Here is a 15,564-nt window from a genome sequence, read left to right on the forward strand (position 1 = left end):
CATCACCGCTCTTGTGCTGTCTGCATCGGACGCGTCATAAGCGAAAGGTTGCCGAACCCGTGGCCCAGAGTGAACTCATGTACGACATCCCCTCATATCTCGTCTCCTTCGGTCTCTTTGCCCTGATGGTCGGCGCCATGCTTCTCGGGACCGTGACCGGCAAGCGCCTCCAGATGAACGAAAACGAAGAAAGCAAGAGTCAGGCCAACGCGGTCCAGGGCTCGCTCCTCGGTCTTCTGGCGCTCCTTCTGGGTTTCACCTTCTCGCTGTCGCTTGGACGCTACGATCAGCGCTCGACCGAAGTCGTGAACGAAGCGAACGCGCTCGGCACTGCCTGGCTGCGCACCGATCTGCTCAGTGACGAGAGGCGGGAGGAGGCCAAGGCGCTGCTCTCCCGCTACGGGATCGTCCGGGTCGAGGCCGCCCGCGTCTCTGCCGCCGATTTCGACCGCCGCGAGGAACTGATCCGCGCCGCCGAAACCATCTTCGGCAATCTCTGGACGCTGGCTTCTGACGAGGCGCGCGAGGTCGGCGGCCCCGTCGCCATGGCCTTCGCGGCCAGCCTCAACGACATGATCGATGCGCTCTCCAGCCGCGATGCTGCCATCGACCGGCATGTGCCCGAATTGGTCCTTTTCCTGCTCTTCGGCACCTTCATCCTGCTCGGCGGCGTGATCGGCTTCGCCTCCGCGATCTCTGGCGTGCGGCCCGGCGTTCCAATCTATGCCATGATGATCCTGATCGTGATCCTCGTCTTTCTCATCATCGATCTCGACCGCCCGCGCCGCGGCCTAATCGAAGTTGACCAGACCAAGCTGATCACCACCGTCGAGGCCATGAAAATGTGAGCGTCCGGCCCGGAGGACGCCAAGGCCCCGCCTTGACGCCTCCCGGCCAATCCGTAGGGTCGCCCAAACCCATCCAGCGGAGCCTCATCCATGACCCAGCGCCTGCATCTCGTCTTCGGCGGAGAGCTGATCGATCCGACCAAGAACGCGTTCAAGAACGTCGACGACATCCATATCGTCGGTATGTTTCCGGACTACGATACCGCCTATAACGCCTGGAAATCCGAGGCGCAGCGCACTGTGGACAACGCCCATATGCGCTATTTCATCGCCCATATTCACCGGCTGCGCGACGAGGAAACCGCCGCCTCCCCGACCGAAGAGCTCGGCACCTGACCCGCAGGCCGATCTCACGGGGGCGGCCGGGGACCGCACTGCGGCTCTTTGAGTCGCTCCATCGCGGACGGCGCGCGCCCACACGCGACGACCGCCCGCTCCGCCCCGCGATCGGCCCCGTCATCTGGGCCCATGCCGGAGAGCCCGACGCGGGCCCCGGCCTGATGACCTATGCCCAGCGTCTGCTCGATATCCTGCCGGAGGCCACTGTGATCATGACCGGCACCTATCCCAGCCGGACCCTGCCCAATGTCCTTCTGGACGTCGCGCCCGAAGACACTGTCGAAAGCGGCGAGGCCTTCCTCGATCACTGGCGGCCCGATATCCTCATCTGGTCGCGCGGCCCGCTCTCCCCGGCCCTCGTCAGCCGCTCCACCCGGCGCGAGATGGTCCGCTTCTTCGTGGAGGCCGATATCGGCCGTCTCCAGATCTCCAACACCTCGCAAATCCCGGGCCTCACCCGCGCGACGCTCCGCAGCTTCGAATGGATCATGTCCGTCAACGAAGACGAAACCCAACGCCTCAAACAGGCAGGCGCCGAACCCGACGGGATCGAAACCGCATCCCTCCTCGAACGCGGCGCCCCTGCCTTGCCCTGCCAAGAAGCCGAGCGCACGGCCATCGCCGATCTGCTCTCGGGCCGCCCCGTCTGGCTGGGCGCAGGCGTCGGCCTGCAGGAGGCGCGGCTCTGCATCAACGCCCACCGCACGGCCAGCGCCCATACCCACCGGCTCCTCCTGATCCTCGCGCCCAACGATCCGGAGGATGCCGCGTCGATGGAGAAGGTCGCGACCCTGGCCGGCTTCACCGCCGGCCTGCGGAGCCGAGGCGACGATCCTGATCCCATGATCGAAGTCTATGTCGCCGATCTGGAGGAGGAGATGGGCCTCTGGTACCGCATCGCCCCCATCGTCGCGATGGGCGGCACCTTCGCCGGAGACGGCAAATCCGACCCGCGCGAGGCCGCCGCCTTAGGCTCCGCTATCATCGCCGGACCCCATGCGCTCAGCACCGCCTACGAGCACCTGCTGAATGCAGGCGCCCTGCGCAAGATCTTCGATCCCGCGCGCCTCGGCCTGGCCGTCCGCGACCTGCTTTCGCCCGACACCGCAGCCGCGCTGGCCACCGCCGCCTGGAGCCTGGGCTCCGAAGGCGCCGAAACCACGGACCGCCTCGTCGATCTGACCGTCGAGGCGCTCGAGATATGAAAGCGCCCGCCTTCTGGTATCGCCCGCCCGGCCTTCAGGCCCGCGCGCTCCAGCCCCTCGGCGCGCTCTATGCCGCCGCCACCGCCCGGCGCGTCGCCAGGCCCCCCGAGATCCGCCCCGAGATCCCTGTCATCTGCATCGGCAACCTCAATGCGGGCGGCACCGGCAAGACGCCCACCACCATCCATCTGGCCGAAAAGCTGACCCGATCGGGCGCGCAGCCCCATATCGTCACACGCGGCTATGGCGGCACGCTCGACGGCCCCGTCCAGGTCGATCCCAGCGCCCATACCGCCGATCAGACTGGAGACGAGCCACTCCTCCTCGCCGCCTTCGCCCCCACCTGGGTCGCCAAGGACCGCGCCGCCGGGGCGCGCGCCGCCGCTGCCGCTGGCGCAACCGTTCTGCTTCTAGATGACGGCTTTCAGAACCCCGCCGTGGCCAAGGATCTCTCGATCATCACCGTCGATGCGGCCAAGGGATTTGGCAACGGCCTTTGCCTCCCCGCTGGCCCCCTGCGCGAACCGGTCGAGGCGGGCCTTAGGCGTGCCGACCTGCTGCTCTCCATCGGTTCGGACCCGGCTCAACAGGCCTTTTCCGAAAGCTGGACAATCCCCCTCCCGCACCTCACCGCAGAGCTCAAGCCGCTCCTCACCGGTATGCCATGGCAAGGCCTGCCCGTCCTGGCCTTTGCAGGCATCGGCCATCCCGAGAAATTCTTCGCCACGCTCCGCCAGACCGGCGCCAACCTGATCCACGGAGAGCCGCTGGCCGACCATCAGGCGCTGACGGAGCCGCTCATGGCGCGCCTTCTCTCGGACGCCAAACGCCTCAACGCACAGCTCGTGACCACGGAAAAGGATGCCGTCCGCCTGCCGGACAACCTGCGCGCTCAGGTCCTGACGCTGCCGGTCCGGCTCGCGATCAAGGACCCCGAGCCGCTCGACATAGCGCTGAAAAAGCTGGACCTTTAGCTGCCCAGCTCTTCCTCGATCACGGCCTTGAGGTCCTCATAGGACATGTTCGACATCGTCTCGCCATTCACGACCAGCGTCGGCGTCGCCTGCACGTTGTCGGCTGCGGCATTCTGCTGATACCAGGCCACCAGCGCCTGCGCGGTATCGCCATCGGCCAGACAGGCCTCGACCCGCTCGGCATCCAGCCCCGCCGCAATCCCAATCCGCTTAAGGTTCTCGGCGATTGTAGGGCCGTCCCCTTGCGTCCACTCGCCCTGCCGCTCGTAAAGCATGCCTGCAATGCCGAAGAACCGGTTCGGATCGCAACGCGCGATCATCGCGGCCCACAGGCCCGGACGATCGAAATAGACATCGCGATAGGTGAACCGCACCTTGCCGGTATCGATGAACTCTTCCTTGAGCTGCGGATACTGGTTGGCATGGAAAGTCGCGCAATGCGGGCAGGTAAAGCTGGCATATTCGGTGATCGTTACCGGCGCATCCTCGGCGCCCTGCACCATCTCGATGATGCCGGACGTGTCGACATCCGCAGCCTGCTGCGCCTCTACCGCACCAATAAAGGTCTGATCCCCGGCCATCGGGCGGGTCAGCAGATATGCTCCGCCGCCGACAAAGGCCGCGCCCCCAAGGGCCAGAACCGCTCTACGCTTCAACATCCGCAATCTCCTGCATCATCGCGTTTTCGACAGCACATTCAGTGCCAGTTTCTCCAGCGCGCCGCGCAATCCGGGATCATCCACCCCATCCGCGCTGCGCTCTGCCGTTTGGACCAATGTCGGATCCGGCGCGGGCCGCTTCAAGGGGGCTGCGTCGAACCGCGTCGCCGCCTCGGCAAAGCCGTGCGGCGCGGTCTGCGTAATCCGCACCGCCTTGATCGCTCCATATCCGTAGCAGGCATTCACCCGCTCGCGGATCCGTTCCTTTTCCATCTCGACGATCGGCGCAAGGCTTCCCTTCACCAGAACCGTCAGCGTCCCGCCGATCCCGCCTTTGCCATAGCTGACCTTGACCGGTTCGGCCTTGCTGGCCAGATCCGGCCCGACCACTTCGGCCCAGTGTGTCAGCAGCTTGGCCACCGCAAAGCCGCGCGTCTCGCTCGCGCGCCGGATCTGTCCCTGCACCAGGCCAGAGGCGCGGGCAAAGCCATGCCGGGTCGAGGACTTGCGCATCGTCATAGCCCCAACCTAAAGAGGCAGCCTGCGAGCAGCCAGCGAAACCGGACGGAGCGAGCATAAAGAATGCGTGACGAGGATCTCCCCGGTCTCCTTCTGGACTGGTACGACCGCCACGCCCGCGATCTGCCCTGGCGCATCCCGCCCGGATCGAATGCCGCGCCCGATCCCTATCGCATCTGGCTGTCCGAGGTGATGCTGCAACAGACGACCGTCGCCGCCGTCAAATCCTATTTCGAACGCTTTGCTACGATCTGGCCCACCGTTCAGGACCTCGCCGGGGCCGAAGACGCTGCCGTCATGGCCGAATGGGCGGGCCTTGGCTACTACGCCCGCGCCCGCAACCTGCTCAAATGTGCCCGCGAGGTCGCGTCCCGCGGCGGATTCCCCACCGATTACGAGAGCCTCCTGACCCTCCCCGGCATTGGCCCCTACACCGCCGCCGCCATCTCGGCCATCGCCTTTGGCCAGCCCTCGGTCGTCATGGACGGCAATGTCGAACGCGTCATGTCGCGCTTGCACGACGAACACACGCCGCTCCCTCAGGCCAAACCGATTCTCCACAGCCATGCCGCCGCGCTGACGCTAAGGACGCGCCCCGGAGACTACGCCCAGGCTGTCATGGATCTCGGTGCCACGATCTGCACGCCCAAATCTCCGGCCTGTGGCATCTGCCCGTGGCGCGATCCCTGCCGCGCCCGCGCCGCCGGAACCCAGGGCGAGTTGCCCAAAAAGACCCCCAAGAAACCCAAACCCACCCGCCTCGGCATCGCCTATGTCGCCATCCGCGAAGACGGAGCGGTCTTGCTCGAGACCCGCCCGGACAAAGGCCTTCTGGGCGGGATGCTCGCCTGGCCGACCACCGACTGGTCGGACGATCCGGCCCCTGCACCCCCGCTCGACGCGACCTGGCAGGACACCGGCACCGAAGCCCGCCACACCTTCACTCATTTCCACCTGCGCCTCGCCATCCACACAGCCACCGCTCCCGCATCGGCAGAACCCCACCGAGGCGTCTTCGTCCCCCGCGCCGATTTCCGCCCGTCCAGCCTGCCGACCCTGATGCGCAAGGTCTGGGATCTCACCCCCGAGACGTTACGACGCCTTTGATCCGCGCGCTCACCTGACGTAACCTACACGTCAAAGAGCAGGGGACATCCACAATGACCACCACGGTTTCACCACCCGAACTCAGCCGCTTCTCGCGCGCAGCCCCTTTCTGGCTGTCGCTCGGCCTCGTGCCCATCGCCTGGATCGGCGCGCTCAACGGTGGCTGGACCGTGTTCCTGCTGCCGATCTGCACTTGGTATCTCTTCAGCCTCGTGGATGCCGCCCTCGGCATGGAGGACGCCAACCCCGACCCCAATTCCGATGCCGACCTCAGCTGGTACAAGCTCATCACGATCATCTGGGCCCCCGTCCAGGCGATCACGCTCTTCTCGATCATGTGGTACGCCGTCCGCGCCGATCACCTCGCGGGATGGGAGGTGTTCTTCCTCATCGCCAATATGGGCATCATCTCTGGCACGATCGGCATCACCTACGCGCACGAGCTGATGCACCAAAAACCCAAGCTCGAACGCTGGATGGGCGACATCCTGATGGCCATGGCGCTCTACAGCCATTTCCGGTCCGAGCATATGCTGGTCCATCACCGCTATGTCGCGACCCCAAGGGACCCCGTGACCGCCCGCTATAACGAAGGCTTCCACACCTTCTTCCCGCGCGTCCTGCATCAATGCTTCACCTCCGCCTGGAACGCCGAGAAGGCGATGCTCGCCCGCCGCGACAAACCCGTCTGGGATCTCAAGAACCCGTTCTGGCGCTATGGCGCGCTGCAACTGGGCTTCCTCATCCTCTCCTTCCTGATCGCAGGCTGGATCGGCGTGCTCCTCTTCGTGGCGCAGGCCTTCATCGCGATCTGGCAGCTCGAGCTCGTCAACTATGTCGAGCATTACGGCCTGACCCGCAAACATCTTGGCGATGGCAAATACGAGCATGTTCTGCCGCGCCATTCCTGGAACTCGGCCCACAAGGCGTCGAACTGGCTGCTCATCAACCTGCAGCGCCACTCCGACCACCACTACAAGCCTGACCGCCGCTTCCCGCTGCTTCAGACCTACGACAAGGACGAGGCACCGCAGCTGCCCTATGGCTATCCCGTCATGACGATGCTGGCGATGATCCCGCCGGTCTGGCGCCGCTACATGAACCCGCGGGTCCGCCAGTGGCGCAAGACCTACTACCCCGAGATCGAGGATTGGACGCCGTACAAGACCGCGACCAACCCCCTTCCACGCTAAGAAGGATAGGGGCCGACCCGCACCAGCGTCTTCCCGAAATTCCCGCCGCCCAGCATCTCGATAAAGGCGGCGGGCGCATTCTCCAGCCCCTCGGTCACGTCCTCCTTCACCGCCACGCGGCCATCACCCACCATTGGGGCGACCTCGCGCAGGAAATCCCCGAACCGATCGAAATGGTCGGTCACGATGAACCCCTGCACCCGCAGCCGCTGCGTCAGGATCGTCCGCCACATCTTGGGAAGCGGCATCGCCTCGGCCACGCCCGCCCCCGAATACCATGCGATCATCCCGCACAAAGCGATCCGCCCATAAGTGTTCAGAACCGGCGTCACCGCCTCCAGCGTCTTGCCGCCAACATTCTCGAAATAGCAGTCGACCCCGTCCGGCGCGGCCCCGGCGATCTGCCTGCGCAGCTCCCGCGCATCCGGTGCGTAGTGATCGAAACAAGCGTCATATCCCAACGTCTCGGTCGCATAGGCGCATTTCTCAGCCCCACCCGCGACACCCAGAAACCGCATCCCCTTCGCCTTGGCGAGTTGCCCGACAACGCCGCCCACCGCGCCTGTCGCGGCAGAGACAAGGATCGTCTCCCCCTCCTTCGCCTTCAGGATCTCGTTCAGCCCCGCCCAAGCCGTCATCCCCGGCATGCCCAAAACGCCCAAAGCTGTCGAAATCGGCGCAATCGCCGGATCCAGCTTGCGCAATTCATCGCCTGACACCACTGCATGGCTGGTCCACCCGATCTGCCCCGTGACGATATCCCCGGCCGCATAGCCGTCGTGGTTCGACACCAGAACCTCCGCCACCGCGCCGCCCTCCATCACATCCCCAATCGCCACCGGATCAGCATAGGACTTCGCGTCGTCCATCCGCCCGCGCATGTAAGGATCCAGCGACAGCCAGATCACCCGAACCAGCAGCTCCCCGGTGCCGGGATCGCCCAGCTCCAGCTCCTCCTGCTTGAAGTTATCAGGGGTCGGCTTCCCCGACGGACGCGAGGCGAGCGTGATGGCAGTAGCGGATTGGGACATGGGGAAGCTCCTGATGGACGTGAAAGGACTTGGCGGCCCCGACAGGAGTCGAACCTGTGGCCTACCGCTTAGGAGGCGGTCGCTCTATCCGGCTGAGCTACGGGGCCGCTGCGGATCCGTTTTCTCTCGACGAGGGACACATGGCAACCCTTGGAAGCCAAGCCGCACCGCGATAGCCTGTCCCTGCTCTCAGGAAGGACCCATCCCGTGACAACCGGCCGCAAACGCACCCTGACCCTTCGCGACGTCTCCGAAGCATCGGGTGTTAGCGAAATGACAGTCTCCCGCGTCCTGCGCGGCAAGGGAGATGTCTCCGAAGCGACCCGCCTCAAGGTCCGCGATGCGGCCAAGCAACTCGGCTACGTGCCGAACCAAATCGCCGGGGCGCTCGCCTCGCAGCGGGTCAACCTCGTTGCCGTCATCATCCCGTCGCTGGCCAACATGGTCTTTCCCGAAGTGCTGCGCGGGATCTCGGACACGCTCGACGGCACCCCGCTTCAGCCGGTGATCGGCGTGACCGACTACAATCCCGAAAAGGAAGAGCGTGTCCTCTACGAAATGCTCTCCTGGCGCCCCTCCGGTGTCATCGTGGCCGGCCTCGAACATTCCGATGCGGCCCGCGCGATGCTCGTGGCCGCAGGCATCCCTGTGGTCGAGATCATGGATGTCGATGGAGAGCCGATCGATGCTTGCGTCGGCATCTCGCACCGCCGCGCAGGCCGTCTCATGGCCGAGGCGATCCTCGAAAACGACTACACGCGGATCGGTTTCATGGGCACCAAGATGCCGCTCGATCACCGCGCCCGCAAACGCTTCGAAGGCCTTACCGAACGGCTCGCCAAGGGCGGGATCGAGATCGCAGATCAGGAATTCTATTCCGGCGGCTCCGCGCTCGCCAAGGGCCGCGAGATGACGCAGGCGATGCTGACCCGCACCCCCGATTTGGACTTCCTTTACTACTCCAACGACATGATCGGCGCGGGCGGTCTGATCCATCTTCGCGAAAAGGGCGCCCGCATCCCGCACGACATCGGCCTGGCCGGGTTCAACGGGGTGGAACTGCTTCAGGGTCTTCCGGTCCAACTCGCGACGATGGATGCCTGCCGCCGCGAAATCGGAGAGGCGGCAGCGCAAATCATCGCCAAAAGCTGCGCCGAAGACCGGGAGGATGCCGCCGGAGAGCGCATCGAGCTTCAGCCGAAGCTCACCACCGGCGACACGCTTGTCAGGGGCAGCTGACCTCAATTCACGTGATCAATCATGATATCGTAACTGCGATTGTTCATCGCCGTTGCGCGAAATGGCATCGCGCGATGCATTAACGCCGGATCGGTCCGAAAATCCACCTACCAGATACCGACGTAATACCGACCGGATACCGAACCCTCGATTTCGCCAATCGCGCCGCATTAACCTGCGTTTCAAGGACCCGATTCGTCCCCCGTTCCAGAACCTCTCCCGTCAGCGGCCACTCCCGTTTCTCTCGGGCGCAACACCTCCCCGAATATCAAATTTCTGGCCAAAGCATCTGAACTGCGACATCCTGTCTTTCCAGCGGACCGGTATCTGAGGAGGATTCACCGGCCCCGCCGGAACAAGAGCGGGACAAACCCCGCCTGAGTTTAGGGAGAACTCTATGAAACCACGTCTTTTCAAGGCATTGGCCGTTAGCGCCGTGCTGTCTTTTGGCGCCGTCAATAGCGCCAGCGCTGCCGAATGCATCGCTCCGGCCAACCCCGGCGGCGGCTGGGATTTCACCTGCCGCCAGATCGGCAAGATCATGTACGACATCGGAGCGGTCGATCAGCCGGTTCAGGTCACCAACATGGCCGGCGCCGGCGGAGGCCTCGCCTACGGTCACGTCGTCAACGAACGCAGCGATGACGCCGATCTTTTCGTCGCCGCCTCCTCCGCCACAACCACCCGCCTGGCCCAGAATGCCTATGCCGGAATGACCGCCGATCAGGTCCGTTTCGTGGGCGCCATCGGGGCCGATCCGGGCGTCATCGTGGTGGCTGCGGACAGCGAATATCAGTCGCTGAATGACCTTGTCGAAGCGATCAAGGCAGACCCCGGCTCGGTCGCTTTTGCAGGCGGATCTGCCGTCGGCGGGTTCGATCACCTCAAACCGCTGATGATCCTTCAACGCGCTGATTTCAATGACATAACAGCCGTCAAATATATCGGTGTCGATGGTGGAGCGGACGCGATCACGCAGACGGTCGGCGGCTTTACCCAAGCCATGTCCGGCGACATGTCCGAAGTGGTAGGCTTTCTCAATGCGGGTGAAGTCCGCGCCCTCGCCGTCCTCACCGAAGAGCGGGTTCCGGGCTTCGATGATATCCCCACCGCCAAGGAGCAGGGCTACGATGTTGTCGCCGTCAACTGGCGGGGTCTCTACGTGCCCAAGGACATCAGCGACGCGCAGTTTCAGGACTGGGCCAACAAGCTGACCATGGTCGCCGAAAGCGACGAATGGAAAGCCGCGATGGAGGCGAACGGCCTTGCGCCCTTCACTCTCGTCGGTGACGACTTTCAAGGTTACGTCGACAATCTTGTCAGCGAAATCAACGCGATGTCGAAGGATATCGGGGTCATTCAGTAATGGCCTCTGATCGGATCTTCGGTCTGATCACTGTTCTTGTGGCGCTCGCCTATATCGCGAGCGCCACGCAGATCCAGACAAGTTTTCTCTCAGATCCCGTCGGCCCCAAAGCCTTCCCGATCGGCATCGGAGCCGTCGCCGCGATCTGCGGTCTGGTCATGCTGGTCCGCCCGGATCCCGACCCGGACTGGCCGGGCTGGAAGACATGGCTCTCGCTTGCCATCGCGGTCGTCGTTCTCGTGGCCTATGCCTACTCCTTGAAACCATTCGGTTTTATCATCCCGACCGCGATCACCGCCGCGATCCTGAGCTTTCAGATTTCACCGCGCGCCTTGCCCGCCATCCTGGCGGGAGCGGGTCTCTCCGTCGGTTTGTTCCTGCTCTTCAAACACGGGCTGGGGCTAGGGCTCATCGCCTTGCCCAAAGCGCTGGTCGGTTAGGAATACGATATGGAAATGCTGTCCAACCTGGCCTTGGGGTTCTCCATCGCGCTCTCGCCCTACACGCTGATGCTCGCGATCATCGGCTGCTTCCTCGGCACCATTATCGGAGCGCTTCCCGGGCTCGGCCCGTCCAACGGCGTGGCCATCCTGATCCCGCTGACCTTCACTTTGGGCCTCGATGCAACAGCGGCGCTGGTCCTGATGACATCAGTCTACTACGGCGCGATGTATGGCGGCCGGATCAGCTCGATTCTGTTGAATATCCCAGGTGACGAACCCGCCTTGATGACCACGCTCGACGGCTATCCGATGGCCAAGCAAGGCCGCGCCGGGGATGCGCTGGTCTTGTCCGGTGTCGCCTCTTTCGTGGGAGCCTTTCTCGCGACCGTCGGCCTGATGCTACTCGCTCCGATGCTGGCACAGGTTGCCTATCTCTTTGGCCCGGCTGAGTATTTCGCCCTTTACCTGCTCGCCTTTTGTACCCTCGGCGGCATGGCCTCGAACAATCAGGCCAAGGCCGCGCTGGCCTCCTGCATCGGTCTGGGGATCGCGATGATCGGGGTCGACAACTCCTCGGGGCTGCCGCGTCTGACGGGCGGCAATATGCACATGATGGATGGGATCGATTTCCTCGTGGCTATCGTCGGTCTCTTCGCGATTGCCGAGGTATTCTTCTTCATCGAAAGCCACGGCAAGGCCTCGACCATTGGCGTCAAGCTCGAGAAGGTGACGATCCCTTGGAAGGATATCGCTCATACGAAATGGACGATGCTACGTGCCAGCGGCGTCGGCTTCATCGCCGGAATCCTCCCCGGAGCTGGGGCCTCGCTTGGCTCATTTCTGGCCTATATGACTGAAAAATCCGTCGCCGGAAAATCCGGCGGTTTCGGAACCGGCGTGGCCAAAGGCGTAGCCGCACCAGAGGCGGGCAACAACGCTGCTGCCGGTGGCGCGCTTGTCCCGATGCTGACACTGGGCGTCCCGGGGTCTGGCACGACAGCCGTCCTGCTCGCTCTTCTCATGACGCTCAATATCACACCAGGGCCGACCTTGTTCACCGATCGGCCCGAGGTGGTCTGGGGTCTGATCGCCTCGCTCTTGATCGCGAATGTCGTGCTTCTCTTGATGAACGTGCCGATGGTGAAGATCTTCGTCCGGATCCTGACCGTCCCCGCCTGGGTTCTGCTGCCGGGCGTGACGATGATCTCCTTCGTGGGGATCTATTCGCTATCGGGAAGCTACTTCGACCTCCTTCTGATGATCGCCTTCGGCGTTCTGGGATATGTCCTGCGAAAGCTGGATATCCCGACAGTGCCTGTAATCCTGGGCATTCTCCTTGGAGGAAACATGGAAAACGCATTGCGCCGCGCCATGGTCCTGTCGGACGGAGACGCGATGTTCCTGTTCTCGACACCAATCGCCATCGGGCTTTGGATCGCGGCCATTGCCGGGTTCGTCGCCCCAATGTTCCTGCGCGGCGTGTTGAAGAAACCGCAGGCGGTGACCGACTGATGACCCGCGTCCTTGTCCCCTCCGGCGCGTTGGGGCTGAACTACGATCAAACCGCGCTGGAGCGGGGTCTGGCCGCACAGCCAGACATCATCGTGATCGACGGAGGATCGACCGATAGTGGTCCTGCCTATCTGGGCCGAGGCGTATCCAAATATGCCCGCGCCTCAATCAAGACGGAGTGGGCGGGCCTGATGGAGGCGCGCGCCAAGGCCGGTGTTCCGCTGGTGATCGGCACGTCGGGGACATGCGGGGCGGACAGCGCCGTCGATTGGATGGTCGAGATCACCAAGGAGATCGCAGCCGAACAGAACCGGCCCCTGAAACTCGCCGTTCTCCGCAGCTCGCAGGATCCGGCAATGATCGCGGAACGGTTTGCAGCCGGAAAGGTGACGCCTCTTCCCAACGCGCCGCAGATCGACGCGGAAGTCATCCAAAGCTGCACCAATATCGTCGCACTGGCTGGAGCCGAGCAGATCCAAGCGGCGTTGGAGACTGGCGCCGACATCGTAATCGCGGGGCGAACAACGGACACCGCCATTATCGCCGCATTGCCTTTGATGCAGGGATGCGATGCGGGGGCCGCCTGGCATGGCGCCAAGATCGGCGAATGCGGTGCGCTTTGTGCGACTAATCCACAATCGGGCGTCGTGCTGATCGATTTTGACGATACCGGCTTTACCGTGACGCCGCTTGCCGACGGATCGCGCGCCAGCCCGCATACAGTGTCGGCCCACATGCTGTATGAGAACAGCGACCCTCTCATCCTTTACGAGCCGGGCGGGCATCTCGATACCCGGCAATCACGCTATGAGGCGGTCGATGACACCAGCGTCCGGGTCACCGGATCGAAGTGGGTCCCGTCCAAAGACTACACGGTCAAGCTGGAGGGTGCTCGGATCGCGGGATTTCAGGTTATCTTGATGTGCCTTCTGAGGGATCCCAAATACGTTGAGAATGCTCAGATCTGGGCAGACGACATCCTAGAGAAATGCAGCGCGAAGGCGCGCAATCGACTGAACCTCGACAGCGATGATTTCACCATCGAGCTTCGCCTGATTGGGCAATCGGCCAGTTTTGGTCCGCTCGAGACAGAGCAGGCAAATCCTATTGAGATCGGCGTTCTTGGGATTGTCACCGCCCGCACCGAGGACCTTGCGGACGAGATCGGGAAGATGCTGAATCCCTACCTGCTGCATCATCCTCTGACATCCACAGAAGAGCAGCCCACATTCGCATTCCTCTTCTCGCCGCCCGAACTCAAACGCGGCGCGGTTTTCGAGTTTGTTCTGAACCATACGCTGAAGCTGGATGATCCAATGGAGGCATTTCGTCTGGAGGTTCAGGATATTGGCTAGGCTGAACGAAATAGCCGAGAAGGTCCGGACCAAGAATGCAGGCCCGTTCTGGCTGACAATCGATATCTTTTGTGGATCGGAAACGGCGTTCGAAAGGGTCCGGAATGGACTGTCATCCGCTGAAATCGCCGATTGCTTCAAGGCCGAGGAAAGCGCCGTGAAGACCTTCGAGATGCCGGACCTTTACGTTATCAAATACAGCCTTCCACGGCCCGCGACTCAGGGCACTCTGGAAGACCGCGACATGCATGGTGCATCCTGGGCCGTCCTAGTCGGATTGATCGAAATCAGAACCTAATTTTCCGCTTTTCCGAAGGGACCAGCCGTCTTTTAAGCGGCGCGCTGCGCTTCTTCGTTTTCGGAGGCTAAGGCGCCGTCATTCATATTGCGTTTCGCCTTTTCTTGCCTCCACACTTTGCGTGACATCGATACGAAGGACGGATGGCAATGGCGCTCGAATACCTCAAGAAGGCTGCTCTTACCTCAAAGTCGGACGCGTCCGAGGTCAGCGAGACGGTTCAAACCGTCTTGTCCGATATCGAAGCGGGCAGAGATGCCGTTGCCCTCGAATATGCGAAGAAGTTTGACAACTACGACGGCAGCATCATTCTGAGCGCTGAAGAAATCAAAGCGGCCTGCGAATTGGTTCCGGAAAAGCTAAAGGCGGATATTCGATTTGCCCATGACAATGTCCGTCGATTTGCCGAAGCGCAAAAGAACAGCACGCAAGATGTCGAAGTCGAAATAGTCCCGGGCGTTATCGCTGGCCAAAAGGCGATCCCCGTAGATGCAGCAGGCTGCTATGTTCCGGGCGGGCGGTACAGCCATATCGCCAGCGCCGTGATGACAGTGACAACCGCGAAGGTCGCAGGGTGCAGGCACATCACTGCGTGCTCTCCGCCGCGGCCCGATGTCGGGATCGCGCCCGCTATCGTTTATGCAGCACATATCTGCGGGGCCGATACGATCATGGCGATGGGCGGAATTCAGGGCGTGGCTTCCATGACCTTCGGGCTGTTCGGATTGCCCCGAGCGAATATCCTCGTGGGTCCTGGAAATCAGTTCGTGGCAGAGGCCAAACGGATCCTCTTTGGCCGGGTCGGGATCGACATGATTGCCGGTCCAACCGATAGCCTGATCCTAGCCGATGCCTCGGCGGACCCGATGATCGTAGCTGTCGACCTCGTGGGCCAGGCAGAGCACGGGTATAACTCACCCGTCTGGCTGGTGACCGACAGCCGACCTTTGGCCGAGAAGGTGATGAAGCTCGTTCCGGATCTGATTGCCGACCTGCCCGAGGTGAACCGGCAGAACGCAGCAGCGGCCTGGCGCGACTATGCCGAGGTCATGGTCTGCGCCGATCGCGAGGAGATGGCGGCGACCTCGGATGCCTACGCGCCGGAGCATCTGACGGTGCAGGCGCAGGATCTTGATTGGTGGCTCGAGCGATTGACCTGCTACGGATCGCTTTTCCTCGGCGAAGAGACGACCGTTGCCTTCGGCGACAAGGCAAGCGGGACCAATCATGTCCTGCCAACCTCTGGCGCTGCGTCTTACACGGGGGGCCTTTCCGTCCACAAATACATGAAGATCGTAACCTGGCAGCGATCTACGCGGGACGGCGCCAAACCCATCGCAGAAGCCACTGCCCGGATCTCGCGCCTTGAGGGGATGGAAGGGCATGCAAGGACGGCGGATGTTCGGCTTGCCAAATACTTCCCGGGCGAGGTCTTTGACCTTAGCGCCAATGGATAGCGCCACCGGTAGAGCCGCG

16 protein-coding genes and 1 tRNA gene are annotated in these 15,564 nt (G+C 62.9%); 13 read left to right on the forward strand and 4 right to left on the reverse strand.

From position 1 onward, the window contains the following. Nucleotides 1-59: 59 nt before the first annotated feature. The 4 genes from AAD018_RS00095 (at nt 60) to lpxK (ending at nt 3,366) form a co-directional block, all read left to right on the forward strand. Nucleotides 60-848: a bestrophin-like domain gene (locus tag AAD018_RS00095; RefSeq protein WP_367314170.1), complete on the forward strand. Its 789-nt coding sequence runs from the start codon at nt 60-62 to the stop codon at nt 846-848. A gap of 90 nt (nt 849-938) precedes the next feature. Further along, a complete protein-coding gene (locus AAD018_RS00100) occupies nt 939-1,184 on the forward strand; it encodes a DUF4170 domain-containing protein (protein ID WP_367314169.1) in 246 nt (81 codons plus the stop codon). A gap of 122 nt (nt 1,185-1,306) precedes the next feature. After that, nucleotides 1,307-2,392 carry a 3-deoxy-D-manno-octulosonic acid transferase gene (locus tag AAD018_RS00105; protein ID WP_412005192.1) on the forward strand — a complete coding sequence of 362 codons (1,086 nt, stop codon included), beginning with the start codon at nt 1,307-1,309 and terminating at the stop codon, nt 2,390-2,392. Then, nucleotides 2,389-3,366, forward strand: coding sequence for a tetraacyldisaccharide 4'-kinase (lpxK, locus tag AAD018_RS00110; protein ID WP_367314168.1), 978 nt, complete (start codon nt 2,389-2,391; stop codon nt 3,364-3,366). The genes AAD018_RS00105 and lpxK overlap by 4 nt, the downstream gene beginning before the upstream one ends. On the opposite strand, the gene AAD018_RS00115 is transcribed toward lpxK, so the two are convergent. Both AAD018_RS00115 and AAD018_RS00120 read right to left on the reverse strand, forming a co-directional pair. Beyond that, a complete protein-coding gene (locus AAD018_RS00115) occupies nt 3,363-4,025 on the reverse strand; it encodes a DsbA family protein (RefSeq protein WP_367314167.1) in 663 nt (220 codons plus the stop codon). The genes lpxK and AAD018_RS00115 overlap by 4 nt on opposite strands. 15 nt (nt 4,026-4,040) lie before the next feature. Further along, the gene (locus AAD018_RS00120) at nt 4,041-4,544 is read right to left on the reverse strand and encodes a DUF721 domain-containing protein (protein ID WP_367314166.1); all 504 of its coding nucleotides are present in this window, start codon (nt 4,542-4,544) and stop codon (nt 4,041-4,043) included. Between the two features lie 63 nt (nt 4,545-4,607). Between AAD018_RS00120 and AAD018_RS00125 the strand changes: the two genes are divergently transcribed. Then, nucleotides 4,608-5,651, forward strand: a complete 1,044-nt coding sequence (locus AAD018_RS00125; protein WP_367314165.1) for an A/G-specific adenine glycosylase — start codon at nt 4,608-4,610, stop codon at nt 5,649-5,651. Nucleotides 5,652-5,704: 53 nt separating this feature from the next. Beyond that, nucleotides 5,705-6,844 (forward strand): alkane 1-monooxygenase, encoded by a 1,140-nt coding sequence (locus AAD018_RS00130; RefSeq protein ID WP_367314164.1) that lies wholly within the window; start codon nt 5,705-5,707, stop codon nt 6,842-6,844. Here AAD018_RS00130 and AAD018_RS00135 read toward each other — a convergent pair. Both AAD018_RS00135 and AAD018_RS00140 read right to left on the reverse strand, forming a co-directional pair. Then, on the reverse strand, nt 6,841-7,875 hold the full coding sequence (locus AAD018_RS00135; protein ID WP_367314163.1) for an NADP-dependent oxidoreductase: 1,035 nt from the start codon (nt 7,873-7,875) through the stop codon (nt 6,841-6,843). The genes AAD018_RS00130 and AAD018_RS00135 overlap by 4 nt on opposite strands. A gap of 30 nt (nt 7,876-7,905) precedes the next feature. Further along, nucleotides 7,906-7,982 (reverse strand) — tRNA-Arg (locus tag AAD018_RS00140). 100 nt (nt 7,983-8,082) lie between these two features. Between AAD018_RS00140 and AAD018_RS00145 the strand changes: the two genes are divergently transcribed. From AAD018_RS00145 to hisD, 7 genes are all read left to right on the forward strand, one after another. Then, nucleotides 8,083-9,114: a LacI family DNA-binding transcriptional regulator gene (locus tag AAD018_RS00145; protein ID WP_367314162.1), complete on the forward strand. Its 1,032-nt coding sequence runs from the start codon at nt 8,083-8,085 to the stop codon at nt 9,112-9,114. Nucleotides 9,115-9,511: 397 nt separating this feature from the next. Beyond that, complete coding sequence (locus AAD018_RS00150; RefSeq protein WP_367314161.1) at nt 9,512-10,480, forward strand: Bug family tripartite tricarboxylate transporter substrate binding protein; 969 nt, start codon at nt 9,512-9,514, stop codon at nt 10,478-10,480. Next, entirely contained in the window at nt 10,480-10,920 is a 441-nt protein-coding gene (locus tag AAD018_RS00155) for a tripartite tricarboxylate transporter TctB family protein (protein WP_367314160.1), read from the forward strand. Before AAD018_RS00150 ends, AAD018_RS00155 begins: the two co-directional genes overlap by 1 nt. A 9-nt stretch (nt 10,921-10,929) precedes the next feature. After that, a complete protein-coding gene (locus tag AAD018_RS00160) occupies nt 10,930-12,435 on the forward strand; it encodes a tripartite tricarboxylate transporter permease (protein ID WP_367314159.1) in 1,506 nt (501 codons plus the stop codon). Continuing rightward, nucleotides 12,435-13,790, forward strand: a complete 1,356-nt coding sequence (locus AAD018_RS00165; RefSeq protein WP_367314158.1) for an acyclic terpene utilization AtuA family protein — start codon at nt 12,435-12,437, stop codon at nt 13,788-13,790. Before AAD018_RS00160 ends, AAD018_RS00165 begins: the two co-directional genes overlap by 1 nt. Beyond that, nucleotides 13,783-14,088 carry a DUF4387 family protein gene (locus tag AAD018_RS00170; protein WP_367314157.1) on the forward strand — a complete coding sequence of 102 codons (306 nt, stop codon included), beginning with the start codon at nt 13,783-13,785 and terminating at the stop codon, nt 14,086-14,088. The genes AAD018_RS00165 and AAD018_RS00170 overlap by 8 nt, the downstream gene beginning before the upstream one ends. A 149-nt stretch (nt 14,089-14,237) precedes the next feature. Continuing rightward, a complete protein-coding gene (hisD, locus tag AAD018_RS00175) occupies nt 14,238-15,545 on the forward strand; it encodes a histidinol dehydrogenase (RefSeq protein WP_367314156.1) in 1,308 nt (435 codons plus the stop codon). Nucleotides 15,546-15,564 lie beyond the last annotated feature (19 nt).

Source organism: Aestuariibius insulae, from assembly GCF_040783535.2.
In the GTDB taxonomy this organism is placed as follows: Bacteria; Pseudomonadota; Alphaproteobacteria; order Rhodobacterales; family Rhodobacteraceae; genus Aestuariibius; species Aestuariibius insulae.

What these genes read in the sequence shown, in the direction of transcription:
- AAD018_RS00100 (WP_367314169.1), top strand. Translation starts at nt 939, where the DNA reads ATGACCCAGCGCCTGCATCTCGTCTTCGGCGGAGAGCTGATCGATCCG.
- lpxK (WP_367314168.1), top strand. Translation starts at nt 2,389, where the DNA reads ATGAAAGCGCCCGCCTTCTGGTATCGCCCGCCCGGCCTTCAGGCCCGC.
- AAD018_RS00115 (WP_367314167.1), bottom strand. Translation starts at nt 4,025, where the DNA reads ATGTTGAAGCGTAGAGCGGTTCTGGCCCTTGGGGGCGCGGCCTTTGTC.
- AAD018_RS00120 (WP_367314166.1), bottom strand. Translation starts at nt 4,544, where the DNA reads ATGACGATGCGCAAGTCCTCGACCCGGCATGGCTTTGCCCGCGCCTCT.
- AAD018_RS00125 (WP_367314165.1), top strand. Translation starts at nt 4,608, where the DNA reads ATGCGTGACGAGGATCTCCCCGGTCTCCTTCTGGACTGGTACGACCGC.
- AAD018_RS00130 (WP_367314164.1), top strand. Translation starts at nt 5,705, where the DNA reads ATGACCACCACGGTTTCACCACCCGAACTCAGCCGCTTCTCGCGCGCA.
- AAD018_RS00135 (WP_367314163.1), bottom strand. Translation starts at nt 7,875, where the DNA reads ATGTCCCAATCCGCTACTGCCATCACGCTCGCCTCGCGTCCGTCGGGG.
- AAD018_RS00150 (WP_367314161.1), top strand. Translation starts at nt 9,512, where the DNA reads ATGAAACCACGTCTTTTCAAGGCATTGGCCGTTAGCGCCGTGCTGTCT.
- AAD018_RS00155 (WP_367314160.1), top strand. Translation starts at nt 10,480, where the DNA reads ATGGCCTCTGATCGGATCTTCGGTCTGATCACTGTTCTTGTGGCGCTC.
- AAD018_RS00160 (WP_367314159.1), top strand. Translation starts at nt 10,930, where the DNA reads ATGGAAATGCTGTCCAACCTGGCCTTGGGGTTCTCCATCGCGCTCTCG.
- AAD018_RS00165 (WP_367314158.1), top strand. Translation starts at nt 12,435, where the DNA reads ATGACCCGCGTCCTTGTCCCCTCCGGCGCGTTGGGGCTGAACTACGAT.
- hisD (WP_367314156.1), top strand. Translation starts at nt 14,238, where the DNA reads ATGGCGCTCGAATACCTCAAGAAGGCTGCTCTTACCTCAAAGTCGGAC.